Origin of the sequence: Nevskia sp., assembly GCF_051860985.1 — a bacterium.
Taxonomy (GTDB): Bacteria; Pseudomonadota; Gammaproteobacteria; order Nevskiales; family Nevskiaceae; genus Nevskia.
On sequence record NZ_JBIMKV010000001.1, the window covers coordinates 476,649 to 502,806 of the forward strand.

Sequence of the window (26,158 nt, forward strand, 5' to 3'; positions counted from 1 at the left end):
CTTTCGCTGGACCATGAGCCGGTCTCCCGTTGGGGAGGCCGGCTTTTTTTTGACCCCTGCTGCACCACCACCCCGAGCGCCCCAGGCGCCCCGATACACCTCGAGGAGACACCATGAAGGACTACGGCAAGGCATTTCGCGTCGATGGCAAGGTCGCCCTGATCAGCGGCGGCGCCCGCGGCCTGGGTGCCGAAATGGCGATGGCGCTGGCCCAGCAGGGCGCGACCATTCTGGTCACCGACATCCTGGCCAAGGAAGGCAAGGCCACCGTCAAGGCGATCAAGGCGGCCGGCGGCACGGCCGAGTTCCTGGCGCTCGACGTCGTCGACGAAGCGCAGTGGCAGAAAACCATCGCCAGCTGCATCAAGCGCTTTGGCGGCCTCGACATCCTGGTCAACAACGCCGGCATCGAACGCACGGCGCTGGTCACCGAATGCACGGTCGAAGAATTCCGCCGCGTCCAGGACATCAACGTCACCGGCGTCTTCCTCGGCTGCAAGCACGCGGTCCGCGCGATGCGGCCCGGCGGCAAGTCCGGCCGCGGCGGCTCGATCATCAACCTGTCGTCGGTCGCGGGCCTGGTCGGCGTCACCGGGCTGGCGGCCTACAACGCCTCCAAGGGCGCCGTGCGCCTGCTGACCAAGTCGGTGGCGCTGGAATGCGCGCAGCTGAAGACCGGCATCCGCGTCAACTCCATTCACCCCGGCGTGGTCTGGACCGACATGGGCCGCGACCTGCTGACCCACTTCGCCGCCGCCGGCCTCGGCCCGGATGTCCCGGCTGTCGAAGCCGCCTTCCTCGCCGCCCACCCGATCGGCCACTTCGGCGCGCCGGACGACATTGCCAGCGCCGTGATCTACCTCGCCTCCGACGCCTCGAAATGGGTCACCGGTGCCGAGTTCGCGATCGACGGCGGCTACACGGCAGCCTGATTCATCCCCTGCTGCACGCGGTGCCCGGCTGCGGCAAGCTGCGCGTCCCGACACGCGCTTGCCGCAGCCCGAGACCCGCCCCGTGACCGCTTCCGAGACGCCATCCGCAACCCTGCCCGACGCCGCAGCCGGTTCTGACACCCCACCGGAGACCGGCCCGGTCAACCGCCGTCTGGTGCTGGCCGAACGGCCGGTCGGCAAGCCGGGCCTGCAGCACTTCCGCGTCGAGCGGCTGCCGATCCCCGCGCCCGCTCCCGGCGAAATCCTGCTGAAGACCGAGTACCTGTCGCTCGATCCGTACATGCGGGGCCGGATGAACGCCAACGCCGGCTATGCCGAGCCGGTGGCGATCGACGGTCTGATGGTCGGCCAGACGATCTCGCGGGTCACCGTGTCGCAGCACCCGGATTTCGCCGTCGGCGACCGCGTCGTCGCCGATGCCGGCTGGCAGGACTGGCTGCTGTCCGACGGCCGCGGCCTGCGCAAGCTTGATCCCTCGATGACCCAGCCCACGCTGGCGCTGTCGGCGCTGGGCATGCCGGGCTTGACCGCCTATGTCGGCCTGCTCGACATCGGCCAGCCGAAGCCCGGCGAAACGGTGGTCGTGGCGGCGGCCACCGGGCCGGTCGGCTCGGCGGTGGGCCAGATCGCCAAGCTCAAGGGCTGCCGGGTGGTCGGCATCGCCGGTGGCGATGAAAAATGCCAGATGGCGGTCGAGCAGTTCGGCTTCGATGCCTGCGTCAGCCACCACGACGACGAACTGCCGCGTCTGCTCGCCGAAGCCTGCCCGGACGGCATCGACATCTATTTCGAAAACACCGGCGGTGCGGCGTTCGAAGCCGCGCTGCCGCTGTTCAACGATCACGCCCGCATGCCGCTGTGCGGCCAGGTGGCGTGGGCCAATGCCACCAGCCTGCCGGCCGGTTACGACCTCACGCCGCGCGTCATGCGCGTGTTCCTGCATCGCCGCGTGCGCCTGCAGGGCTTCATCGTCACCGACCATTTCGACAGCCGCTTTGACGCTTTCCTCGCCGACATGAGCGGCTGGGTCGCCGAAGGTCGGGTCAAGGTGGTCGAGGACATCATCGATGGCCTCGAGCACGCGCCCGGCGCGCTGTCCGGACTGCTGTCCGGCTACAACCTCGGCAAGCTGCTGATCCGCGTCGAGGACGAGACGCCGGCCGGCTGAAGCACGGCGGACGAAGCGGCCGGTCGCCCCCCCCGATCGCCCGCGCACGACCACGCTGCGACCCATACCGGCGTCAATCCCCTCACCGACGCCTGCCCGCGCCCTTCGGATCTCGCCACCGGCGTCCGCGCCGGTACGGTGTCGATCCTCTCCAGCGTCAGCAACACCCCGACGCAGGTCTCGCTGAGTGGTACGGGCTTCTGAACGGCAACGGGCACTGACCCGGTCCCTGATCGGGCACTGATCGGGCACTGAGCGCCCTTTGCAACAAAGCCCTCGGCATCTCGCGATGTCGGGGGCTTTTTGATGCGCCGCGGAATCTGGCGCAGAACCCTGAGCGAGAACGGACGCGCGGGCTTATTCGAGCAAGCCGGCGATCCGTGCAAGTGCGTCTTCGATGACCACACCCGGAACGCGCTCGATCTTCTTGGCCCCGCGTGCCGCGAGGTCCAGCATCCTGATCTTGTTGACCAGTGCCACCCCCTGCGTCTTGCAGCCGGACCCGCCGCTGTTCCCGGCGCGGCAGCCGCACCGGCACCGGCGTCGCCTCAGCCGCCGTCGCCCTGCCCGCGCGCAAGTGCGCACCCGCCGAATAGGACCCCCTCACCACATGTCCCGGCCGGTGAACATCCGTATCGTCCGCGCGCTGTTCGACGAACGGTTGGCCGGTTTCGGTCGCGGATTTCGTCTGGGGATAGGAGCACGGCATTCGGGGGCGGCTGCATCACCCCGAAGCACCGCGCCGGCGCCGGCCACGACCGGCGAACACCGCACAGGGCCGTCCCGTTTGGGGCATCACCGCATCGCACCCGGAGCACACTGCATGACACCGATTTCGCCCCTCGTCGCGGCCGCCACGCCGGCTTCCGCATCCCGTCCGCTGCGCCGTCGCTGGGCGACGTGGGCGGGGCTGCTGCTCGCCGGCCCGCTGGCCGGCACCGCGAGCGCGGCAACGCTCGTCGTGACCTCCGGCGATGTCAGCCAGAGCACGGAATGCCATCTGGTGGATGCGATCACCGCCGCCAACACCGACACCGCCACCGGCGGCTGCGCGGCCGGCAGCGGCGCCGACACGATCTTCATCGCCCCCGGCGTCACCACCACGCTGACGCAGGTGAACAACAGTGGCATCAGCGCCGACGACGTAGCCCGAGGCTTGCCGATCATCCGCAGCACGGTGCGCATCGACGGCAACGGAAATGTCATCGCGCGCAGCACGGCGGCGGGCACGCCGGAATTCGGCCTGCTGTCGGTGGCCAGCGGCGGCGATCTGACCGTCAACGGCGCGGTGCTGACCGGCGTATCTAGCAACGGAAGCGGCGGCGCGGTCTATCTCGTTACCGGCGCGCGCGTGCTGCTGACCGCCAGCGAGGTCCGTGGCAACGTAGCGTCCATCGCGGGCGGCGGCATCGCCTCATTCGGCACGCTGGAGATCCGCGACAGTGTGGTGTCGGGAAATGCGACTAATGGCGCTAGTACTGTCAGCTCGGCAGGCGGTGGCATGGCCATCAACGGCGGCACGGCCGCGTTGCGCAACGTCACGATCGCCAACAACATCGCACGAAGCGGCGGAGGTCTGTCCATTTCCGGGGCGACCGTAAGCCTCAATCACGTCACCATCACTGGCAACACGGCTAACACCAGCGGCGGCATCTCATTGCTGGGCACGGTGACGCTGCAGAACAGCATCGTGGCCGGCAATCGCGCCCAGACTGGAAGTAACGAAATCCCGATTGGCGCCCGAAGCCGATTCTCCAGCCTTGGCCACAACCTGATCGGCGACAGCAGCCAGACGCGCTCGCAGGCCTTCGACACGGCGACATTGCTCCCCAGCGACCGGCTGGCGACGTCGGATGCCGGCAGCAACGGCACGCATGTGCCGACCGCGCTCGGCAGCATCGTCCAGCTCGGCACCGACGGCGCGCCGGTGGTGACCAACAACGGCGGCGCCACGCCGACCGTCGCGCTGGTCGCCGGCAGCCCGGCGATCAATGCCGCCGACCCGCTGTTCACCGACAGCACCCCGACTTCCGGCAGCGCGCTGCGCCGCGACCAGCGCCGTTATCTGCTGGCCGACGGCGATACCCGCCGCGATATCGGCGCGTTCGAGTTCCCCGGCTTGCCGCCGGTGGCCCCGGCCGCACCGACGGCGCTGACCGCAACGCCGGGCGATGGCAGCCTGACGATTGCGTTCACGCCGGGCGAGGCCGGCTCCTCGCCGATCAGCAACTATTGGGTCGCGCTCGGCAGCAGCGGCCTGTTCATTCCGCTCGATCCGGCCAATGGCGAATCGCCGGTGACGATCACCGGGCTCACCAATGGCACGCCGGTGACGGTGCGGCTGAAGGCGATCAGCGAGGACGGCGCGAGCGCGGCGTCCGATCCGGTGACCGGCACGCCGGCTGCCGTGGTCAACGGCACCTGCGGCGCAGCCAGCGGCACGCCGACGGCCTCGGCCCCGGTAGAACTGCTGTGCAGCAGCGGCACCGCGTCGGCGGTGACCGGCAGCGACGGCGCCTGGCGCTGGAGCTGCACCGGCAGCGGCGGCGGCACGACGGCGACCTGCGCGGCACCGTATGCGGGCCAGACGATCACGCTGACGGCCGATCCGACCACGATCACGGTCGGTGACGACGGCAGCACGGTGTTCGCGTCCAGCACCTCGGGCGCCAAGCCGGTGCTGACCAGCACCACGACCAGCGTCTGTGCGCTGAGCCCGTTTGCCGGCAGCCTGACGGGCACCACGATGACGGCCTCCGGCATCACGGCCGGTACCTGCACGGTGAAGGCCACGCTGGCCGGCACCGGCGATGTCGGTGAGTTCCGTTATCTCGCCGCCAGCGACCAGACGGTGGACATCACCGTGAACAAGGGCGCGCAGGCGATCACCGGCTTTGCGGCCGATCCGTCGGCGCTGAAGGTGGGCGGCATGGCCACGCTGTCGGCCACCGGCGGCGCGTCCGGCAATGCGGTGACGTTCAGCAGCCTGAGCGGCGACATCTGCTTCGTCAGCGGGGCGATGGTGACGGCGCTGTCCGCCGGCACCTGCACCGTGGCGGCGGATCAGGCCGGCAACGACGGCTACGCGGCGGCGGCGCAGAAGACGCTGGCGATCACGGTCAACAAGGCGGCGCAGTTGATCAGCGGCTTCTCGGCGAATCCGGCTGCGCTGAAGGTCGGTGGCATGGCCATGCTCACGGCCTCCGGCGGTGCGTCGGGCAATCCGGTGACGTTCCGGACGACGACCACCGAGGTCTGCTCGGTCAGCGGGGCGATGGTGACGGCGCTGTCCGCCGGCACCTGCGCGCTGGTGGCGAGCCAGGCCGGCACGGCGGACTTCGACGCCGCCGCTGACGTGACGCTGAACCTGCCGGTGAACAAGGCGGCGCAGTTGATCAGCGGCTTCACCGCCAACCCGACGACGATCAAGGTCGGCGAAACGAGCACCCTTTCGGCCTTCGGCGGTGCGTCCGGCAAGCCGATCGTGTTCGCATCGACGACGTCCGATGTCTGCTCGGTCAGCGGCAGCACGGTGACCGGTCTTTCGGCGGGCCACTGCGCGCTGACGGCGAATCAGGCCGATACGGCCGATTTCGATGCCGCCGAGACGGCGCTGCTTGCGATCACCATCGAAGCGGCGGATGTCGCCACCGGCCCGGCGCTGCATCTGGACATGAACGATCTGGATTTCGGCACCGGCTACCTGCTGCGCTTCCGCGACGTCGGCGTGCAGACCACGAGCGAGCCGGAGATCGTCACCGTGTCGAATCCCGGCACGGCGGTGCTCTCGATCAGCAGCATCGTCACCACCGGCGATTTCCGCCACACGACGAGCTGCGGCACGACCCTGGCACCGGGCGCGAGCTGCACGATCTCGATCCGCTTCTCGCCGATGGGCGTCGGCACCCGCAACGGTGAAACGCGGATCACCAGCAATGCCGTCACCAGCCCGGATGTCATCCGCCTGTCCGGCACTGGAAAGGGCCTGCAGCCGGCAATCAAGACCAACGTCAGCAGCTTCAACTTCGGTCGCGTGAAGGTCGGCAGCGTCAGCCGCGACCAGACGCTGGTCATCACCAGCACCGGCACCGGCCCGCTGGAGATCCGCAACATCGCCGTCACCGGCGACTATGTCGGCAGCCACAACTGCCCGCGCTGGCTCGATGCCGGCAAGAGCTGCCAGGTCACCGGCCGCTTCCGCCCCCGCGCCACCGGCGTCCGCGCCGGTACGGTGTCGATCCTCTCCAGCGTCAGCAACACCCCGACGCAGGTGTCGCTGAGTGGTACGGGCTTCTGAACCGGCTTCCCTGCCCCGCCGGCTGAGGCCGGACGCAGCACAACACAAAGCCCCCGTCATCCACCGATGACGGGGGCTTTTTCGTACGCGCGTCCACACCGATCGGGAGCCGATAGAGGATCGAATCAGGGCCGATTTCGACAATCGCGACTGTCGACATTGCCGAAAAGAAATTCATATCCGACAACGGATTGCAGATTTTTTGACAAATACTTTCTTGTTCATTCACAAATAAAGAGAACAGTTGTACTGTTCTCGCAGTGTCGCCATCGCTGCACCACCGACCCGACTTTTTTGCATCGGCGTGGCCGGTTTGGAGCGTGAATCTCGTCTTGATACCGAGTACTGCCCGTTTGGCCGGCTCCGCCAGGCCTGCGGACCGTGCACGGCACCGCGCACGCGGTGTCACGGCCTTCACGTGACGCGCTTCCACCGGCAATGACGAGAACAACCGACATGATTTCCGCGCCATCACTGCAAGCTTCGCCGCCTTCGTTGCCCTGTCCGTCACGGTTACAGCGACGCGGCCCACGAAGGGCCGCCCTCGCGCTGCTGCTGGCCGGACCGCTGCTGGCGGCGGCGCAGCAGCCCGCCGGCACCGCCTGCCTGTGCATGGAATTCGACGACGATGGGCTTGCAGCGCTGCCGGCAGATGAAGCAAGGCCGCTGCGAATGACGGCCGCTACCGCCGCACTCGATGCGCCCTTGCACCTGCAGCTATCGGAAACGCTGACCGTGCTGGGCCGCTGGGATCGGGATTGCGGGGACGAAGACGGCAGCACCGCCGACCCCGGCTGTCCGGAGACTGCCCCGCGCGCAGCCGCCACGGCGAGCGCACCATCCGCAGGCGGCGCGGCGGGCGCATCAACCGCTCTCGACGCCGCCCGCCGTACCTCGAATGGAACTCTGGCCGCCGTCGGGGCGCCCCACCCGGCCATTGCCGTCAACGCCCAGCACTTCGACTTCGGCCGGATCGAAGTGGGTGTCAGCAGCCTTGACCGGACCCTGGTCATCACCAGCCGTACCGGCCTGCTGAAGATCCGCTCCATCAGCGTCACCGGCGACTACGCCGGCCATCACAACTGCCCGCGCTGGCTCGATGTCGGCAAGAGCTGCCAGATCACCGGTCGCTTCAAGCCCACCGATATCGGCGAGCGGCACGGCCGGGTGACGATCCTGACCAATGTCAGCGCCGCACCCATGGAAATCTCACTGAGCGGCACTGGCTTCTGAGTCATCCCCGGGCTGCGCGCGAGCAGTGCGGGCCGCCGGGGCGCGGATCAAGGCAGCAGCGGCGGCGAATCCGGTGATGCGGTGGCGGGCGATGCCGCAGCCGCTTCGCCGCGATCGTCAGCACGCGCATCGGCGCGACTGGCGGTGCGATCACCGGCCAGCGCTTTCAGCAGCACGTACATTGCCGGAATCACGAACAGGGTCAGCGCGCTGCCGATCAGCAGGCCGCCGATCACCGCGATGCCCATCGACACCCGGGCTTCCGAGCCGGCGCCGAGCGCCAGCGCGATCGGCAGGATGCCGAGCAGCGTTGCCAGCGTGGTCATCAGGATCGGTCGCAGCCGGGCAGCGGCGGCTTCGCGCACGGCCAGCAGCGCACTGGCGGCACCGAGCGCGCGGCGCTGGTTGGCGAACTCGACGATCAGGATGCCGTTCTTGGTCACCAGGCCGATCAGCATGATCAGGCCGATCTGCGAAAAGATGTTCAGCGTCTGCCCGAACGCCCACAGCGCGGCGAGCGCGCCGGCCAGTGCCAGCGGCACGGTCAGCAGGATCACCAGCGGGTCGAGGAAGCTTTCGAACTGCGCCGACAGCACCAGATAGATCAGCACCAGCGCCAGCACGAAGACGATGCCCAGCGACGATGCGCTCTGCACGAAGTCGCGCGCCGCGCCGGTCAGGGTCGTCGTGTAACGGCCGTCGAGTACGGCCGCTGCCGCTGCATCGAACACGGCAATGCCTTCGCTGATCGTATGACCGGGCGCCAGCGTTGCCGACACCGTGGCCGACGCCATCCGGTTGTAGCGGTAAAGCTCCGGCGGCGAGCTGCTCTCGGTCAGGCTGACCAGGTTGTCGAGCCGAACCAGCTCGCCGGTGGCGCTGTGCACCGACAAGCCTTCGAGCGCGTCGGGGCGCGAACGGAAATCGCGGGTCAGCTGGCCGATCACGTCGTACTGCTTGCCGTTGAGGATGAAGTAGCCGAAGCGCTGGCCGGACAGCGAGGCCTGAAGCGTCTGGGCGATGTCCTGCGCCGACACGCCCAGGGTCTGCGCCTTGGCGCGGTCGATGCGGACCCGCACTTCCGGCTTGTTGAACTTGAGATCGGCGTCCACGAAGGTGAACACCGGACTGGCCTTCACCGCTTCCAGGAATTTCGGCAGCGCCTCGCGCAGCGCATCGATTTCCAGCGTCTGCAGCACGTACTGGACCCCGGCCTGTGCCGCACGCCGGTCGCCGATGCTGGCCTCCTGGGTGATGTTCACGCGGGCGCCGTTGAAGCGCTTGGCCATCGCCTGCAGATCGGCGGCGATATCGCCCTGGCTGCGGCTGCGCTCGGCGCGGTCCTTCAGGAACACCCGCACGAAGCCGTTGTTGACCGGCCCCGACACGCCGTTGGCGCCGCCGAAGCCGGGCACCTGGGTCATCATCAGATGCGCTTCCGGCACCCGGGCGACGGTCGCGGCGGTGACGTCGTCCATGAAGTTCTGCATGTAGTCGTAGCTGGCACCCTCGGCCGCCGTTGCCCGCACCCAGACCCGGCCGCGATCCTCCATCGGCGCCAGCTCGCGCGGCAGCAGGCCCATCAGCACGACGATCAGCGCCGCTGCCGCCACCAGCACCAGCGGTGCCAGCCAGCGCAGGCCCAGCACCCGGCCCAGGGTTGCCGCGTAGCCGTGCTCCAGCGCCGCGAACAGCGGCTCGGTGCGGGTGAACAGCCAGCCGTGGCCCTGGTGTGCCTTCAGCAGCCGGGCACTGAGCATCGGCGTCAGCGTCAGCGCCACCAGCGCCGAGATCAGCACGGCGCCGGCGATGGTTACGCCGAACTCGCGGAACAGCCGGCCCGAGAGGCCGCCCATGAACAGCAGCGGCAGGAACACCACGGCCAGCGTGATGGTGGTCGACACCACGGCCATGAAGATCTCGCGGGTGCCGGCGATGCCGGCTTCGACCGGCCCCATGCCGGCCTCGATCTTGGCGTAGATGTTCTCCAGCACCACGATCGCGTCATCCACCACCAGCCCGATCGCCAGCACGATGCCGAGCAGGGTCAGCGTGTTGATCGAAAAGCCGGCCACCGACATCACGCCGAACGCGCCGATGATCGACACCGGAATCGCCAGCACCGGGATCAAGGTGGTGCGCCCTTCGCGCAGGAACGCGAAGACCACCAGCACCACCAGCACGAAGGCGATGAAGATGGTTTCGGTGACTTCGATCAGCGAGCGCCGCACGTACTCGGTGTTGTCGTAGGCGATGTCGATCTGCAGATCGTCGGGCAGGTCCTTGCGCACCTCGTCGAGCCGCTGACGCAACTGGTCGACGATGTCGATCTGGTTGGCACCCGGCTGCTGCTTGAAGTACAGCCCGGCAATCGGCGTATCGCCCATCTTCAGCGCGCCGCGCTCGTTCTGCGCACCCAGCTCGGCATAGCCGATGTCACGGAAGCGGACGATGGTGGTGTCGCTGCGCTTGACGATCAGGTTGTTGAAATCCTCCGCCGTCGCCAGCCGCGACAGCGTCTTCACCGGCAGCTCGATGGCGCTGCCCTCGATGCGGCCGGACGGCAGCTCCAGGTTCTCGCGGCCGAGCGCCGCGCGGATGTCGGTCGGCGCGATGCCGTAGGCGGCCATCCGGTCCGGGTCCATCCACAGTCGCATCGCATAGCGCTTCTCGGCCGGCTGCTCCACCTGGGCGATGCCAGGCACCGTCTGCAGGCGCTCGCGCAGCGCATCGGCGTAGGCCGACAGCTCCAGCTGCGAGCGCTGCCGGCTGGAAATGGACAGGCCGAAGATCGGGCTGGAATCGGCATCGGCCTTGTTCAGGATCGGCGGATTGGTGTCTGGCGGCAGATTGCGCACGGCGCGCGCCAGCTGGTCGCGGACGTCGCTGGCGGCGGTTTCCAGATCGGCGTCGAGCGAGAACTCCACGGTGATCTGGCTGGCGCCTTCGCGGCTGGTGGAGGTCAGCGCACTGATGCCGGCCACCGAGTTGATCGCTTCTTCCAGCGGCTCGGTGATCTGCGCCTGCACCACCTCGGCGGCGGCACCCGGATAGCTGGTGGTGATCGAGATCGACGGCGGATCGACGGCCGGATACTCGCGCACCGGCAGCGCGCGCAGGCCCAGCGCGCCGAACAGCATGATCAGCAGCGAGATGACCAGGGTCAGCACCGGCCGCCGGATGCTCAGCTCCGCCAGGCTCATGAACGCGCCTTCGCGCTGGCGGCGCGGGCCGTGGCCGGGCCTTTCCGGCTGCCGTCGCCATCGGCGACATCGGCCACCGCCAGGCCGGCGCGCATCTGCTGCAGGCCGGAGACGATCAGCCGATCGCCGGCCTTCAGGCCGCTCAGGATCTGCACCTGGTTGGCGGTGCGGGTGCCGATCTCCACGGCGCGCCGCTCGGCCTTGCCGTCGACCATCACGAACACGTTCTTGTCGCTGACGCCGGGAATCACCGCTTCGGCCGGCACCAGGATGGCGTCGCTGACAGTCGCCAGTTCCAGCTCGACATTGGCGAAGGCGCCGGGCAGCAGCACGCCTTCCGGGTTGTCGCAGACCGCGCGGATCACCACCGTGCGGGTGCCGGCGTCGATGCGCGGATCGAAGGCGTAGATGGCACCGGCAAAGCGGCGGTCGCTGCCGTTGATCGCGAAGCGGATCGGGCTGCCGATGCGGATGCGGCCGGCGTATTTCTCGGGCACCGAGAAATTCACCTTCAGCCGGTCGATCTGCTGCAGGGTCGCGACCCGCGTGGTGGCGTTCACGTAGCTGCCTTCGCTGACATAGCGCAGGCCGACCACGCCATCGAACGGCGCGCGCACTTCGGTCTTCTCGATCTGGGCCTCGATGATCGAGATCTGGTCGAGCCGGGCGGCGACCTCGAAGCGCGCCGTGTCGTAGTCGGACGCGGTGACGATGCCTTCCTTGACCAGCTGGCCGACCCGCTGCTCGCGCAGCTGCGCCAGCTCCAGGTTGTGTTGCGCCAGCGCGCGCTGGGCGCGCAGGTCGGCATCGTTGAGCTTGACCAGCAGCTCGCCGCGCTTCACGCGCGAGCCTTCGCGGAAGCGGATCGCGGCGATCTTGCCGTTGATCTCGGCCTGCAGCTCCACGCCTTCGTCGGCCAGCAGCGAGCCGGTGGCGCTCAGGCTTTCGGTGAACGGCTCGGGGGCGATGCGCAGCGTCGCCACCTTCTGCGGCGCGCGGCCGGCCTCGCCCTTGTCGGCCTTGTCGCCCTGCTTGCGGGCCTTGCCATCGGCCTTGCCGGACTCCGGACCGGCGCGGTCCGGCGGCGTCTCGGCGGCCCGGATCAGCGGCAGCCCGCGCGGTGCGGCAAGGCCGGCAACGGCCGCCACCGCGATCACGCCGAGCAGAAGCCGGGATCGGGCCTTCACGAGATGCGCTCCCAGACGAACACCTGCGCGGTTTCGCGGCCCGGTTCGCCGCGCGGCGGCGTGGCCAGTGACAGCCGGCCATCGGCGTCGAAGCCGTAGTAGCGCTTGGCGCGGCTGCCGATGCTGTTCGGCAGCAGCTGGCCGTCCTGCACATGCACGACGCAGCCTTCGGCCGGCAGCAGTTCCCAGGTGCCGAAGTAGGAACTGAAGCCGTCGACCACACCCTGCAGCTCGCTGGCACTGGCGCTGGCCAGCGCGCCGGAGGCCACCGATGGCCGGCCCAGCTTCATGATCTGCACCGACAGCCGGCCGTCCGCGCCGTAGACCAGCTGGCCGGTCGACGGCCCGCGCGGCGAGGCGCGCGTCGCACCGCTGGCATCGCGCTCCAGGATCTCGACCAGCTTCCAGGTGCCGACGAAGCGGCTCGCGAACGACGAGGCCAGCGGCGGCACCGATGCCGGCGGATGGCGGTAGCGGGTGGCCTGCTCGTAGGCGTGGGCGTAGCCGATGATCCGCGCCTCGTCCCAGGCCCGGCCCAGGATCTGCAGGCCGATCGGCAGGCCGTCGCCGAGATAGCCGCTGGGCACCGACAGCGCCGGCCACTGCAGCGCGCTGCCGACAAAGGTCAGGCTCGACCCGAGCGCCGTCGGTCCGGCGTTCGGTGGCGGCTGCGGCTCATCGACCAGCTGGGTGTTGCGGTCGCCGTTCAGCGCCGGCAGCTGGGCCCAGGTCGGGAACACCACGGCGTCGACCTTGGCCGCCTTCATCGCCCGCGTGAAGCCGTCGCGATAAGCCTGCTCGCCGCGCGCGCCGGCCAGGGTGTCGGCATCGGTCTCGACCGGACCGGCAGCGGCGGCGAGGTCCATGCCGGCCTGATGCAGCGGATGCACGAGCTTGGAATCGGCGATCGCCTGCACCGACGGATACGGCACGCCGGGATGCTGCGCGATCCACTGCGTGAGATCGGCCTTGAACTGCGCCGGCGTCTGCGGCGGGCGCGGGATCTGGTCCAGCTCCGGCACCGTGAACGGGTCGACGAGGATCGCGCCGGCCGCCTTCAGCTCGGCCAGGGTCTGCTCGAAGCGGGCGATCACGCGCGGGTCGGCGACCTTCAGGCTGAACACCTGGCGCAGCACGCCGAGCCGCGCGCCTTTCAGCGCGTCCGGCTTCAGCGCTGCGCTATAGCGCGGCGGAATGTGGCCGGCGCTGCGCGCGGTCGCGGCATCCTGCGGATCGGGACCGGCGATGACGTCGAGCAGGATCGCCATGTCGGCCACCGAGCGCGCCATCGGCCCGGCGGTGTCGCGCACGCTGTCCAGCGGCACGATGCCGGTGCGCGACACCAGGCCGACCGTCGGCCGCAGCCCGGCCAGCGCATTGTGGGCGGACGGCATCCGCACGCTGCCGCCGGTATCGGTGCCGATGCCGACCACCGCGAAGCTCGCCGCGACGCTGGCGCCGGTGCCGCCGGAGGAGCCGCCGGTCGCATAGGCCGTGTGGTAGGGATTGCGGGCGAAGCCGGACAACACCGAATTGATGTTGTCGCCGCCGCCGCGCGCAAACTCCGACAGCGAGGCCTTGGCGATGATCACCGCGCCGGCCGCCCGCAGTTTCGCCACCAGCGGTGCATCAACCGGCGGGCGGTAGTGCTTCCAGCCCTGGAAGCCGGAGGTCATCGGCAGGCCGGCGACGTCGATGTTGTCCTTCACCACCACCGGCACGCCGTGCAGCGCGCCGAGCGGCGCACCGGCCTTGCGCTGGGCATCGAGCGCAGCGGCCTCCTGCAGCGCCGCCGGGTTGACGGTGATCAGGCTGTTCTGCAGCGGGCCGCGCTTGTCGTAGGCCTCGATGCGGTCCAGCGAGGCCTGCACGACCTCGACGGCGGTCGTCGTGCCGGCCCGGTAGGCGGCCAGCAGGCTGGCGATCGACAGCTCCTCGACCGGAAAGCGCGCCGCCGCTGCGGCCGCCGCCGGCATCGCGGGCTGACTGGCCGACTGCGCGGCGGCGCTAGCAGCCGCCAGCCCGAGCAGCAGCGCCAGCGGCCGTATCAGGGAAACACTGCACATGCGGCGAAACTCCAGTCGGAGGGACGGGCTGGCGGACCTGCAGCGGCCGCTGTCGCGGGGGCGGTTCATGCGCGGCGCAGTCCTCAGATCGGCGGCTTCTTCCAGCCGCCGGAGCGGCTTTCCAGATAGCTGGCCACCGCCAGGCAGATGTCCTCGCGCCACGGCGCGGCGACGATCTGCACGCCGATCGGCAGCTTGCCGTCCGCCGAGGTGCCGCAGCGCACGACCACCACCGGCCAGCCGGTGGAGTTGAAGGCGCCGGTATAGCTCCAGGCGTAGGCGTTCGGCCGCGCCGCAGACGCGGGCCGGTCGATCACTTCGGCCGCCTTGCCGGACACCGGGCAGATCAGCACGTCGTACTGGCTGATCCAGCCGAGCATCCGCGACTTGGCGTCATCGGCCGCTTCCCAGGCCGCCACTGTTTCGGCCGTGGAGATCGGCGTCATCGACTTCATCCGCTCGGCCACCGAGGGCGAGAAGTTCTGCGTGCCCCACTTGGCCGCCATGCGCTGGTAGAAGGCCCAGGCGTCGGCATTGGTCAGCTGCGTGCGGCTGTCGTAGAGGTCCTGCAGGATCGCTTTCGGCAGATCCTCGGTGACGCTGGTGGTCACGCCTTCCAGCCATTTCGCCACCTGGATCACGGTCTGCTTGACGTCATCGTCGGTGTCGGTGACGCCGTTGGCGGCGAAGAACGCGACCTTCAGCTTCTTTAGGTTCACCGCCGCCGGGTCGGCCCACGGCACCGGCGCGCAGGAGGCATCGCGGAAGTCCGGGCCGGAGATGATCGGCGTGATCAGGCTCAGGTCCTCGACCCGCCGGGTCATCGGCCCCAGCTGCTGCCAGAGATCGTAGAGACCGCCGTAGTCGACGATGTGGCCGGTGCGCGGCACCCGCACCGAGGTCGGCTTGATGCCGGCGATGCCGTTGTTGTGCGCCGGGCCGCGGATCGAGCCACCCCAGTCGGAGCCGATGTCGAAGGCCGCGCCGCCGGCGGCGACGATCGCGCCGGCACCGCCGGAGGAACCGGAGGTCGTGCGGCTCAGGTCGTACGGGTTGTGCGAAGAGCCGTACAGCAGGTTCGATGCCGCATTGATGCCGGCCAGCCCGCCAAGCGTGAACTCCGGCGTGTTGGTCTTGCCGAGCAGGATCGCGCCGGCCTTGCGCACGCGGGCCACCACCGTGGCGTCCTGCTTCGGCACGAACTGCTGGCGGCCGTAGGTGGCGCCGGTGGTGATCACGCCTTCGGTGTCGAGCGAGTCCTTGATGGTCATCGGCACGCCGTGCAGCGGGCCCATCCAGTTGCCGCGCGCGGCGGCCTGGTCGGCGGCCTTCGCTTCGGCGCGGGCCCGCGCATAGCTGTTCATCACCACGGCGTTGAGGCGGTCGTTGACGGCCAGCTGGCGGTCGATATACGCCTCCACCGCTTCCATGGCCGACACCTTCTTGGCGCGGATCAGGCCGGCCAGCTTGGTCGCCGACATGTAGATCAGCTCGCTGCTGGGGTCGGTCGATGCGGCCTGGCTGACCGCCAGCACCGGGGCCGCGACGATCGGCGCGACGGTCGCCGAGCGCGCCAGGTTCAGCAGTTCGCGGCGACTGAACTGGCGGGTGGTCGGCTGGTCGGCATGGGCTGCAGCGGCAGGCGCATCTGCAGCGGTTTTCGGCAGGTTCATGGGCAGGCGTTCCAGGAGTCGCGAGGGAGACGGAAAGGGGTTCAGATTGGCGGCAGCTGCCAGCCGCCGGTCTGCTGCTCGACATGGGCCATCGCCGCCAGCACCACGTCGTCGCGCCACGGCTGGCCGACGATCTGGATGCCGAGCGGCATGCCCGGCTCGTCCTTCGAGGTGCCGGCGCGCACCACGCCGGCCGGCCAGCCGGTGGTGTTGTACTGGCTGGTGTAGCCACCGCCGGCCATCGCCGGCGAGTTCGGCGGGCGCACGAATTCGGCTGGAATCTTCTGCGGCGCCTGATTGGCAGCCGGGCAGATGATCAAGTCGTAGTTCTCGAACCAGGCCAGCTGCTCGCTCTTGATGGCGTCCATTTCCTCGAGCACGCGGGTGAAGTCGGCGCTCGGCAGCGCTTCGCCATCGAGCCGCAGGCCGGGCGAGGCCTGGGTGGTGCCGTGCTTCTTCAGCAGCGCGCGCAGGTGGGCGCGGGTATCGGCGTTCTCGTACTTCTGCCGGGTTTCCCAGAGCTGGCGCATCTTCGGCGGCTGGTCCTGCTTGACGGTGCAGCCGAGCGCCGAGAAATAGCCGACGCACTGCTTGACCAGCGCCTGAATCTCGGCCGACGCATCGACGGTGCCGTTGCTGGTGTACCAGGCCACCCGCAGCGACTTGAGCGGCACCTTGGCCGGATCGCCGACCGGCACCGGGGCCATCGCGGCATCGGAGAAATCCGGGCCGTTCAGCAGGCTCATCAGCAGGCCGAGATCGGCGACCCGGCGCGCCATCGGACCGGTTTCCTGGAAGAAGTCGTAGGCGCCGCCGTAGCCGACGATATGACCGGTGCGCGGCACCCGGCCCAGGGTCGGCTTGAGGCCGGCGATGCCGTTGACGAAGGCCGGGCCACGGATCGAGCCGCCGTAGTCGGAGCCGATATCGAAGTAGGCGCCACCGGCGGCGACGATGGCGCCGGCGCCGCCCGACGAGCCGGCCGGCGTGTACAGCGTGTTGTACGGGTTGTAGGTCTGGCCGTAGACCAGGTTGTAGGTGCCGCGCGCGCCGCCGCCGAGCGTGAACTCCGGCGTGTTGGTCTTGCCCAGCAGAATGCCGCCGGCGGCGCGCACGCGGGCCACTACGGTGGCGTCCTTGCCGGGCACGAAATCCTTGCGGCCCAGCGTGCCGCCGGTGGACACGACGCCAGCGGTGTCGAAGGAATCCTTGATCGTGAACGGCACGCCGTGCAGCGCGCCCAGCGACTTGCCGGCCGCCAGCGCGGCATCGGCAGCGGCGGCTTCGGCCAGCGCGCGTTCGCGGCAGGTGGCGACCACGGCGTTGATCTTCGGGTTCACCGCATCGATGCGCGCGTAGCAGGCCTTGACCACCTCCACCGCGCTGACCTGCTTGCTGGCGATCAGCGCCGCGATCTCGGTGACCGATTTCGAGGTCAGCGCCTCGGCCGCCGTGGCGGCCTGCGCGTGGCGCGAGAGCGGCGCCAGCACCAGCGCCGCACTGGCGGCGGCGCTGCCGGTCAGGAAGCGGCGGCGGCTCAGGCCGTGATCACCGGCCGGCGCGCGGTCGTGGGCGGTGGCGGTGGCGGAGGGCGGCAGCGGCATTCCCATGGAGTTCCTCGTCTGGCGGGTGGCAGGCCGCGCGATGCGCGGGGTCTGCTTCTGGAACGGATCGCGCTGGCGTCCCCCTACCTCCAGCCGCGTCGCCAGCCGCCGACGACAGGCCCCAAAAGAAACCCGCTGGCGGTCGGCGACCGGCAGCGGGCGGGTGGGCATGCGCAAGGCTTCAGATCGGCGGCGGCAGCCAGCCACCGCTCTGCGCCTCGACGTAGGCGGCCACCGCCAGGCACAGGTCCTCGCGCCACGGCGCGGCGACGATCTGCACGCCGATCGGCAGCTTGCCGTCCGCCGATGACCCGGCGCGGACCACCACCACCGGCCAGCCGGTGCAGTTGAAGACGCCGGTGTACGGCCAGCCGCCGCCGGCCGAGGCGCCGCCCGGTGTGGCGCCGCCGGGCACGTCGATCGGCTGCGCCGGCTTGCCGGCAACCGGGCAGACGAACACGTCGTAGCCTTTCATCCAGGCCAGCAGGCCGGACTTGCACTCGTCCTGCAGCTCCCAGGCCTCGACCATCTCGGCGGTGCTGAGCAGCTTCGGGTCGGCCATCTGCGCCTTGCGCTGCGGCGAGATGTTCTCGGTGTGCCACTTCTCGGCCAGGCGCTTGTAGTACGCGTAGCCATCGCCGCTGGACAGCTTGCTGCGCGCGCCGGACAGCGTCTTGAGTAACTCGGTCGGCGCATCCTCGGCCACCGATGCGGTAGCGCCGTTCAGCCAGGCGGCAACCTGGCGCACGACCTTCTTCGTGTCCTCGTCGGTGGCGCCCTGCCCGGTCGCGCCGTTGTCGACGCAGTAGGCGACGCGCAGCTTGTTCAGGCTCACGGTCGACGGATCGACCCAGGGCACCGGCGCGCAGGAGGCATCGTGGAAATCCGGGCCGGAGATGATCGGTGTGATCAGGCTCAGGTCCTCGACTCTGCGGGTCATCGGCCCCAGCTGCTGCCAGAGATCGAAGATGCCGCCGTAGTCGACGATGTGGCCAGTGCGCGGCACGCGTACCGAGGTCGGCTTGATGCCGGCGATGCCGTTGTTGTGCGCAGGTCCCCGGATCGAGCCGCCCCAGTCGGAGCCGATGTCGAAGTGCGCGCCGCCGGCCGCGACGATCGCCCCCGCGCCGCCCGAGCTGCCGGCCGTGCTGCGGATCAGGTCGTAGGGGTTGTGCGAGGAGCCGTACAGCAGGTTCGAGGCGGCGCTGATGCCGCCGAGCCCGCCGAGCGTGAACTCCGGCGTGTTGGTCTTGCCGAGCAGGATCGCACCCGCCTTGCGCACGCGGGCCACCACCGTGGCGTCCTTCTTCGGCACGAACTGCTGGCGGCCGAACGTGGCGCCGGTGGTGATCACGCCTTCGGTATCGAGCGAATCCTTGATGGTCATCGGCACGCCATGCAGCGGGCCCATCCAGTCGCCGCGCGCGGCGGCCTTGTCGGCGGCCTTCGCTTCGGCCAGCGCCCGCGCGTAGCTGTTCATCACCACGGCGTTGAGGCGATCGTTGACCGCCAGCTGGCGGTCGATGCAGGCCTGTACCGCTTCCACCGCCGACACCTTCTTCGCGCGGATCAGGCCGGCCAGCTTGGTCGCCGACATGTAGATCAGCTCGTCGCGGGTATCGCTGGAAGCGGCCGCCGCGCGCAGCGGCTGCACGGCGGCAACGGCGCTGGCGGCAGCGGCCGCCTGGGCCAGGCCGAGAAAGGCGCGGCGGCTGCGCGGCTCCGGAAAGGCGTGATGGGCAACGGACGGTACGGCAGGGGCTTCAGACTGGGACATGGCGGACTCGGCGTCAGGATTCGGTGGCAAGCGGCGGGCGGCGGTCACAGGTTCGGGGCGATCCAGCCGCCGGTCTGTCGCTCGACGTGGGCCATCGCGGCCAGCACCACGTCGTCTCGCCACGGCTGGCCGACGATCTGGATGCCGAGCGGCAGGCCGGGGTCGAGCTTCGAGGTGCCGGCGCGCACCACGCCGGCCGGCCAGCCGGTGGTGTTGTACTGGCTGGTGTAGTTGCTGCCGCTGCGCGCGGCCTCGCCGCCGGGCTGCACGTAGTCGAGCGGGATCGGCGCCCGCTGGCTGGCCGGGCAGATGATCAGGTCATAGCTTTCCAGCCAGGCCAGCTGCTCGGCGCGGATGCCGTCGATGACTTCCGACAGCCGCGTGAACTCGCTGCTCGGCAGTACCTCGCCATCGAGCCGCAGGCCCGGCGACGCCTGCTGGGTGCCGTGCTTCTTCAGCAGCCGGCGCATGAAGGCGCGGCCATCGGCGCCGTTGAAGGCCTGCCGCGCGGCGGCCAGCTCCTTCATCTTCGGCGGCCTGTCGGCCTTGACCTTGCAGCCGAGCTTGGAGAAATAGCCGACGCACTGCAGCACCAGCGCCTGCACTTCGGCGGTCGGATCGACGATGCCGTTGCTGGTGTAGTACGCGATGCGCAGGCGCTTCAGATCAACCGCCGCCGGATCACCCCAGGGCACCGGGGCCATCGTCGCGTCGGCATCGTCCGGGCCGCACAGCAGCGGCATCAGCAGCGCCAGATCCTCGACCTTGCGGGCCAGCGGGCCGGTTTCCTGGAACGAGTCGAACGGCCCGCCGTAGCCGACGATGTGACCGGTGCGCGGCACCCGGCCCAGGGTCGGCTTCAGCCCGGCGATGCCGTTGGCGTAGGCCGGACCGCGAATCGAGCCGCCGTAGTCCGAGCCGATATCGAAATAGGCGCCGCCGGCCGCGACGATGGCGCCGGCGCCGCCGGCGCTGCCGCTCGGCTGGTAGTTCAGGTTGTAGGGATTGCGGGTCAGGCCGTAGACCAGATTGATGGTGCCCTTGCCGCCACCGCCGAGCGTGAACTCCGGCGTGTTGGTCTTGCCGAGCAGGATCGCCCCGGCCGCCCGCACCCGGGCCACCACGGTCGCATCCCGGCCGGGCACGAAGGCCTTGCGGCCCAGCGTGCCGCCGGTCGACACCAGCCCGGCGGTGTCGAAGGAATCCTTGACCGTGAACGGCACGCCGTGCAGCGGCCCGAGCGAGGTGCCGGCGGCGCGCAGCGCATCGGCGGCGGCCGCTTCGGCCAGCGCCCGCTCGCGGCATTCGGCGACCACCGCGTTCAACTTGCCGTTGACCGCGTCGATCCGCGCCAGGCAGGCCTTGACCGCGTCCACCGAGCTGACCGTGCCGGCCGCGATCAGCTTCGCCACCTCGGCCGTCGAGCGTGCCCACAGCGGCGGCGCAGCAGCGGGCACGGCCGCCGCCGCCGGCCGGGCCAGCGGCGCCAGCGCCAGTGCCGCGCCGACCGTGGCGCTGCCTTCGAGAAAGCGGCGGCGATCGAGGCGCGTACCGGAAAGCCGTGCGGGTGCTGGAGTCATCGCGGATGTCCTGGGTGCCGGAGGGAGTCGTCCTCCGTTCAGACGCGGGGGCCGCCCGCTCCCCTACCTGAACACCGTTGTCGAACACCGCCGGAACCGCCGACGTAGGGGCCGCGGTCCCGCCGGCCGTCACCGGGCAAGGCGCCAGCAGCCGCTGGCCTGCGAGTCGCGCACCGGAGCCCCGCCATGTCATCCCGCCGTCGTCGTCGTCCGCTGCTCATCGCCCTGACTGCCGCCTTGCTGGCGATCGCGCCGGCGCAGGCCCTGCAGATTGAGGAAGCCAGCATTGCCGACATCCAGGCCGCCTACCGGGCCGGCTCGCTGAGCACGCGCCAGGTGGTGGAGATGTATCTGGCGCGGATCGCCGCCTACGACCAGCAGGGTCCGTATCTGAACGCGATCATCAACCTCAATCCGAAAGCCCTGGAGGAGGCCGATCGCATCGACGCGGCGTTCAAGGCCAGCGGCAAGCTCAAGGGGCCGCTGCACGGCATTCCAGTGCTGGTGAAAGACGTGATCGACGCCGACGACATGCCGAACACCTCCGGCTTCCAGGGCTGGAAGCACTGGATGCCGAAACGCGATGCGACGCTGGTCGCCAAGATCAAGGAGGCCGGCGGCATCATCCTCGGCAAGGCCTCGACCTCCGAGTTCACCAACGGCGGCGGCGACAACATCAATTCGGTGCTGCCGGGCTTCGCCCGCAATCCCTACAACACCGCGTTCGCCACCGGCGGCTCGTCTGGCGGCACCGGTGCCTCGATCGCGGCGAACTTCGCGACCGTCGGCATCGGCACCGATACCGGCGGCAGCGTGCGCATGCCGGCCGCCCACAACGCCCTGGCCGGCCTGCGGCCGACCGTCGGCCTGGTATCGCGCGACGGCATCCAGCCGAACAACAGCATCCGCGACACCGCCGGGCCGATGGCGCGCACGGTCACCGACCTGGCCCTGTTGCTCGACGCCATCGTCGGCATCGATCCGGCCGATGCCGCCGCCGGCCCGGTGGCGACCGATCCGGACACCATCAAGGGCCTGGAGATCGAGGCGGCCTATCGCGTCGCGTTCACCCGGGCGATGGACAGCGGCAGGATCGACGCGGTCATCTTCCCGACCTGGGCGCAGCTGCCGGTGGTCAATGGTGACCGCAACACCCAGCTGATGACCGACGAAGCCAATCCCAAAGGCGGCGTCACCGGCCTCGGCAGCAGCCTGACCTTCGTCGGCAGCACGCTGCAGTGGCCGGCGCTGTCGGTGCCGAGCGGCTATCTCGGGCCGGGCCTGCCGGTCGGCCTGCAGATCCTCGGCCGCGCCTGGGACGACGCGAAGATCATCGGCTACGCCTATGCCTACGAGCAGGCCACCCGCTATCGCCGGCCGGCGAAGGATTGAGCGGCGCGGCGATTTCGAGGTTGTTCTTGTCGGCAATCCCTGCTGACAGTGCCTGCGGCTTGATCAACCGCAGGCATTGCTCGAACACCGGTCCGAACGACCGCAACGAACGTCCGCTTCTGGCACCAAGGGCAGCATGCAGCCTGAGTCCGACGCTGGATCTCAGCGCCCGATCGCCGCCCGCGGCAACTGCAGCGCCTCGGCCATGCGCACCAGTTCCGCCAGCGAGCGGGCTCCCATCTTCTTCATCGCCGCGCCCCGGTGAATCTTCACGGTGATCTCGGCCAGATGCAGATCGCCGGCGACCTGCTTGTTCATGCGGCCGGCAACCACCAGCGCCATCACTTCGCGCTCGCGCGGCGACAGCGTCTGATATAGCGCTTGTAGCTGGCCCAGGTCGCCATCGACGTTGCGCCGCAGGCGGTCGCGTTCGATGGCCGCACCCACGGCATCGAGCATGTCCTGGTCGCGGAAGGGCTTGGTAAGGAAGTCCACGGCGCCGGCTTTCATACCGCGCACGCTCATCGGGATGTCGCCGTGGCCGGTCATCAGTACCACCGGGATGTGCACGCCGGCCTGCAACAGCTGCTGCTGGAAGTCGAGGCCGCTGATGCCGGGCAGGCGCACGTCGAGCACCAGGCAGCCGGGAAGCTCGGGGCGCCGAGCGGCAAGGAATTCCTGCGCCGAGCCGTAGAGCCGTGTGCCGAACTGCACCGAGCGGAACAGGCTGTCGAGCGCGAGTCGCAGCGAGGTGTCGTCATCGATGATGTGCACAACGGCGGTCTCGGCCACGCACCACGTTCCTGTGTCGTCATTGATGTCGCCGATGCTAGCGCAGCGGCGCGGGACCTGGCATCGCTCATCCCGGCTCATCCCTCGGTATAGGCGCAGCCGCGAATCGGTATACCGACGTGTAAATGACCTTCGGGCGGCGCGCTCCTAGCCTGTGTGCATCGGCGCTGGATGCGCGTACCACGAAGGAGAGGCCCCCATGAACGAGCAGAGCAAATCCACCAGCAGCAGCACCCTCAGCAGCCGTCGCGAGGTCCTGGCCACCAGCCTGGGCGCCTTGGCCGCCGCGGCCGTCCCGGGCGTCGCCGGCGCCGCCGCAGCCAAGGCGACGGGCACGACCGCCGCGAGCCGCGGCCACTACGTCACCAGCAAGGACGGCACCCGCATCTACTACAAGGATTGGGGGAAAGGTCAGCCGGTGCTGTTCAGCCACGGCTGGCCGCTGTCGGCCGATGCCTGGGACGCGCAGATGGTGTTCCTCGGCCAGAAGGGCTACCGGGTCATCGCCCACGACCGCCGCAGCCACGGCCGCTCCGACCAGACCTGGGACGGCAACGACATGGACACCTACGCCGACGACCTCGCCCACCTGATCGAGACGCTGGACCTCAAGGATCTGGTGATGGTCGGCCACTCCACCGGCGGCGGCGAAGTCGCCCACTACCTCGGCCGCCACGGCACGAAGCGGGTCGCGAAGGCGGTGCTGGTCGGCGCCGTGCCGCCGCTGATGCTGAAGACCGCGAGCAACCCGGGCGGACTCGACCTCTCGGTGTTCGATGGCATCCGCAAGGGCACCTACGACGACCGCTCGCAGTTCTTCAAGGATCTGACCATGCCCTTCTACGGCTACAACCGGCCGGGCGCGAAAGTCTCGGAAGGCGTGCGCGAGTCCTTCTGGCTGCAGGGCATGATGGGCGGCATCAAGGGCCAGCTCGACTGCATCCGCGAATTCTCGGAGGTCGACTACACGGCGGATCTGAAGAAGATCGACAAGCCGACCCTGTTCATCCACGGCGACGACGACCAGATCGTGCCGATCGGCGCCTCGGCGCGGATGGCGCATCCGCTGGTCAAGGGCTCGACGCTGAAGGTCTACGCCGGTTCCGATCACGGCCTCACCGTCACCCACCAGGATCGCTTCAACGCCGACCTGCTGGCCTTCATCAAGGGCTGATCGACGACCGGCACCGGAGCGATTGGCTCCGGCACCGACGCTCGCCCCACCACTCCGGAGCACTGCCATGAGCCTCAGCCTGCCCAGTTACGACCCGCGCCACACCGCGCTGCTGTTCATCGATCCCTACAACGATTTCCTGTCCGAGGGCGGCAAGCTCTGGCCGCGCGTCGCCGAGGTGGCGAACGCGGTCGGCCTGCACGACAAGCTGCGTGCCGCTACCGCTGCGGCGCGTGCCGGCGGCTATCCGGTGTTCATCGTCCCGCACCACCGCGCCGAGCCGGACGACTTCAAGAGCTGGGATCACCCCACGCCCTACCAGCTCGGCGCCGCCAAGGTGCAGGTGTTCGCCAAGGGCAGCTGGGGCGGCGACTGGCATCCGGACTTCGCGCCGCAGCCCGGCGACACCATCGTCAAGGAGCACTGGGGCGCCAGCGGCTTCGCCAACACCGACCTCGACATGCTGCTCAAGCAGCGGCGGGTCAGTCACGTGATCCTGATCGGGCTGATCGCCAACACCTGCATCGAGTGCACCGGCCGCTTCGCCAACGAGCTGGGCTATCACGTCACCCTGGTACGCGATGCCACCGCCGCCTTCAGCGCCGAGGCGATGCACGCCGCGCACGAGATCAACGCACCGTCGTACGCCCATGCGGTGCTGACCACCCAGGAGCTGCTGGCCGCGTTCCAGCGCTCCAGGAACTGAATCCGGAGCAAGGACATGAGCACCCCCACCCCACTTTCCGGCGCTGCCCTTGTCACCGGCGCCTCGTCCGGCATCGGTGTCGTCTACGCCGATCGCCTGGCTCGCCGCGGCCACGACCTCATCCTGGTCGCCCGCGACCGCAGCCGCCTAGACGCTGTCGCCCAGCGCCTGCGCGAGCAGACCGGCGTCACCGTCGAGACGGTGATCGCCGACCTCTCGAAGCGCGCCGACCTGCTGGCGGTCGAGACTCAGCTGCACGGCGACCAGCGCATCGGCATTCTGGTCAACAACGCCGGCATCGCGGTGACTGGCGCGATGACCGCCGCCGATCCCGACGCGCTGGAAGCCATGCTGCAGATCAATGCCGTCGCCCCGACGCGCCTGGCACTCGCGGCCGCCAAGGGCTTCATCGCGCGCAAGGCCGGCACCCTCATCAACATCGCCTCGGTGACGGCCCTGATCCCGGAGCGCTTCAACGGCGTCTACAGCGGCAGCAAGGCCTACCTGATCACGTTCAGCCAGGCCCTGCAGGAAGAGCTGCGCCCGCACGGCGTGCGCGTGCAGGCCGTGTTGCCCGGCGCCACCCGCACCGCCATCTGGGGCGCGGCGGTCGATCACCTGCCGCAGGAGATGCTGATGGAAGTCGACGAGATGGTCGATGCCGCGTTGGCCGGTCTCGACCAGGGCGAGCTGATCACCATCCCCTCGCTGCCCGATCCCGCGGACTGGGACGCGCTGACCGCCGCGCGCCTGCACATGGCGCCGCGCCTGTCGTTGAACAAGGCCGCCGCCCGTTACCAGCGCTGAGTCCGAACCGTCGCAGTCGATCCCCCGTCAACAACCTGGAGTTCGCCATGTCCGCCCTGCAAACCCTCACCTTGGTCCATGTCCTGATCAGCCTCGCCGCCCTGTTCACCGGCATCCCCTTGCTGCTCGCCTGGAAGGGCGGCAAGGCCCTGCCGGATCTGGCGACGGCCACGATCGTGCTGCTGCTGCTCACCAGCCTCAGCGGCTTCCTGTTCCCGTTCGTGAAGTTCCTGCCCTCGCACGCCTTCGGCGTGCTCTCCTTGTTGCTGCTGGCGGTGACTGTCCACGCCCGCTGGAGCCGGCAGTTGGCGGGCGGCTGGCGCAGCGCCTACGGCGCGACGCTGGCGGTCGCGATCTATCTCGACGCCTTCGTCGCGCTGGTGCAGGCTTTCCTCAAGATTCCGGCGCTGCATGCGCTGGTGCCCAGCGACCGGTCGCCCGGCTTCGCCATTGGCCAGGGCCTGCTGCTGGTGATCTTCCTCGCCCTCGGCATTCCCGCCGTGCGCGGCCTGCGCCGCGCCGCCTGATGTCCCACTTGCTGACCGG

The 26,158-nt window shown here is 69.5% G+C and carries 17 protein-coding genes and 1 pseudogene; 9 read left to right on the forward strand and 9 right to left on the reverse strand.

The window, feature by feature from the left end; translation table 11 throughout:
• The first annotated feature begins 113 nt into the window (after positions 1-113).
• A complete protein-coding gene (locus ACTIGJ_RS02110; protein ID WP_439638609.1) occupies positions 114-932 on the forward strand; it encodes a glucose 1-dehydrogenase in 819 nt (272 codons plus the stop codon).
• Between the two features lie 112 nt (positions 933-1,044).
• Entirely contained in the window at positions 1,045-2,121 is a 1,077-nt protein-coding gene (locus tag ACTIGJ_RS02115) for an NADP-dependent oxidoreductase (RefSeq protein ID WP_439638653.1), read from the forward strand.
• A 357-nt stretch (positions 2,122-2,478) separates the two neighbouring features.
• On the opposite strand, the pseudogene ACTIGJ_RS02120 reads toward ACTIGJ_RS02115, so the two are convergent.
• Positions 2,479-2,625 (reverse strand): annotated as a pseudogene (locus ACTIGJ_RS02120) (type II toxin-antitoxin system ChpB family toxin); the annotation flags it as partial.
• Between the two features lie 319 nt (positions 2,626-2,944).
• On the opposite strand from ACTIGJ_RS02120, the gene ACTIGJ_RS02125 reads away from it, so the two are divergent.
• A complete protein-coding gene (locus ACTIGJ_RS02125; protein ID WP_439638610.1) occupies positions 2,945-6,418 on the forward strand; it encodes a choice-of-anchor D domain-containing protein in 3,474 nt (1,157 codons plus the stop codon).
• Positions 6,419-6,799: 381 nt separating this feature from the next.
• Positions 6,800-7,651: a choice-of-anchor D domain-containing protein gene (locus ACTIGJ_RS02130; RefSeq protein WP_439638611.1), complete on the forward strand. Its 852-nt coding sequence runs from the start codon at positions 6,800-6,802 to the stop codon at positions 7,649-7,651.
• A 47-nt stretch (positions 7,652-7,698) separates the two neighbouring features.
• Here ACTIGJ_RS02130 and ACTIGJ_RS02135 read toward each other — a convergent pair whose 3' ends face one another.
• The 7 genes from ACTIGJ_RS02135 to ACTIGJ_RS02165 form a co-directional block, all read right to left on the reverse strand.
• On the reverse strand, positions 7,699-10,854 hold the full coding sequence (locus ACTIGJ_RS02135; RefSeq protein ID WP_439638612.1) for an efflux RND transporter permease subunit: 3,156 nt from the start codon (positions 10,852-10,854) through the stop codon (positions 7,699-7,701).
• Positions 10,851-12,041, reverse strand: a complete 1,191-nt coding sequence (locus ACTIGJ_RS02140) for an efflux RND transporter periplasmic adaptor subunit (RefSeq protein WP_439638613.1) — start codon at positions 12,039-12,041, stop codon at positions 10,851-10,853. Before ACTIGJ_RS02140 ends, ACTIGJ_RS02135 begins: the two co-directional genes overlap by 4 nt.
• On the reverse strand, positions 12,038-14,107 hold the full coding sequence (locus ACTIGJ_RS02145) for an amidase family protein (protein ID WP_439638614.1): 2,070 nt from the start codon (positions 14,105-14,107) through the stop codon (positions 12,038-12,040). The genes ACTIGJ_RS02140 and ACTIGJ_RS02145 overlap by 4 nt, the downstream gene beginning before the upstream one ends.
• An 83-nt stretch (positions 14,108-14,190) precedes the next feature.
• A complete protein-coding gene (locus ACTIGJ_RS02150; RefSeq protein WP_439638615.1) occupies positions 14,191-15,780 on the reverse strand; it encodes an amidase in 1,590 nt (529 codons plus the stop codon).
• Positions 15,781-15,821: 41 nt separating this feature from the next.
• Positions 15,822-17,390 carry an amidase gene (locus ACTIGJ_RS02155; RefSeq protein ID WP_439638616.1) on the reverse strand — a complete coding sequence of 523 codons (1,569 nt, stop codon included), beginning with the start codon at positions 17,388-17,390 and terminating at the stop codon, positions 15,822-15,824.
• A gap of 175 nt (positions 17,391-17,565) precedes the next feature.
• Positions 17,566-19,161, reverse strand: coding sequence for an amidase (locus tag ACTIGJ_RS02160; RefSeq protein ID WP_439638617.1), 1,596 nt, complete (start codon positions 19,159-19,161; stop codon positions 17,566-17,568).
• 44 nt (positions 19,162-19,205) lie between these two features.
• Positions 19,206-20,741 (reverse strand): amidase, encoded by a 1,536-nt coding sequence (locus ACTIGJ_RS02165; RefSeq protein WP_439638618.1) that lies wholly within the window; start codon positions 20,739-20,741, stop codon positions 19,206-19,208.
• A gap of 186 nt (positions 20,742-20,927) precedes the next feature.
• Between ACTIGJ_RS02165 and ACTIGJ_RS02170 the strand changes: the two genes are divergently transcribed.
• Positions 20,928-22,133, forward strand: a complete 1,206-nt coding sequence (locus ACTIGJ_RS02170) for an amidase (RefSeq protein ID WP_439638619.1) — start codon at positions 20,928-20,930, stop codon at positions 22,131-22,133.
• Between the two features lie 162 nt (positions 22,134-22,295).
• Here ACTIGJ_RS02170 and ACTIGJ_RS02175 read toward each other — a convergent pair whose 3' ends face one another.
• Positions 22,296-22,925 carry a response regulator transcription factor gene (locus ACTIGJ_RS02175; protein WP_439638620.1) on the reverse strand — a complete coding sequence of 210 codons (630 nt, stop codon included), beginning with the start codon at positions 22,923-22,925 and terminating at the stop codon, positions 22,296-22,298.
• A gap of 199 nt (positions 22,926-23,124) precedes the next feature.
• Here ACTIGJ_RS02175 and ACTIGJ_RS02180 point away from each other — a divergent pair, with 199 nt between their 5' ends.
• From ACTIGJ_RS02180 to ACTIGJ_RS02195, 4 genes are all read left to right on the forward strand, one after another.
• On the forward strand, positions 23,125-24,099 hold the full coding sequence (locus tag ACTIGJ_RS02180) for an alpha/beta fold hydrolase (protein WP_439638621.1): 975 nt from the start codon (positions 23,125-23,127) through the stop codon (positions 24,097-24,099).
• A 67-nt stretch (positions 24,100-24,166) separates the two neighbouring features.
• Positions 24,167-24,805, forward strand: coding sequence for an isochorismatase family cysteine hydrolase (locus ACTIGJ_RS02185; protein ID WP_439638622.1), 639 nt, complete (start codon positions 24,167-24,169; stop codon positions 24,803-24,805).
• A gap of 15 nt (positions 24,806-24,820) precedes the next feature.
• Positions 24,821-25,612 carry an SDR family NAD(P)-dependent oxidoreductase gene (locus ACTIGJ_RS02190; RefSeq protein ID WP_439638623.1) on the forward strand — a complete coding sequence of 264 codons (792 nt, stop codon included), beginning with the start codon at positions 24,821-24,823 and terminating at the stop codon, positions 25,610-25,612.
• A gap of 47 nt (positions 25,613-25,659) precedes the next feature.
• On the forward strand, positions 25,660-26,139 hold the full coding sequence (locus tag ACTIGJ_RS02195) for a hypothetical protein (RefSeq protein ID WP_439638624.1): 480 nt from the start codon (positions 25,660-25,662) through the stop codon (positions 26,137-26,139).
• The last annotated feature ends 19 nt before the right edge of the window (positions 26,140-26,158 follow it).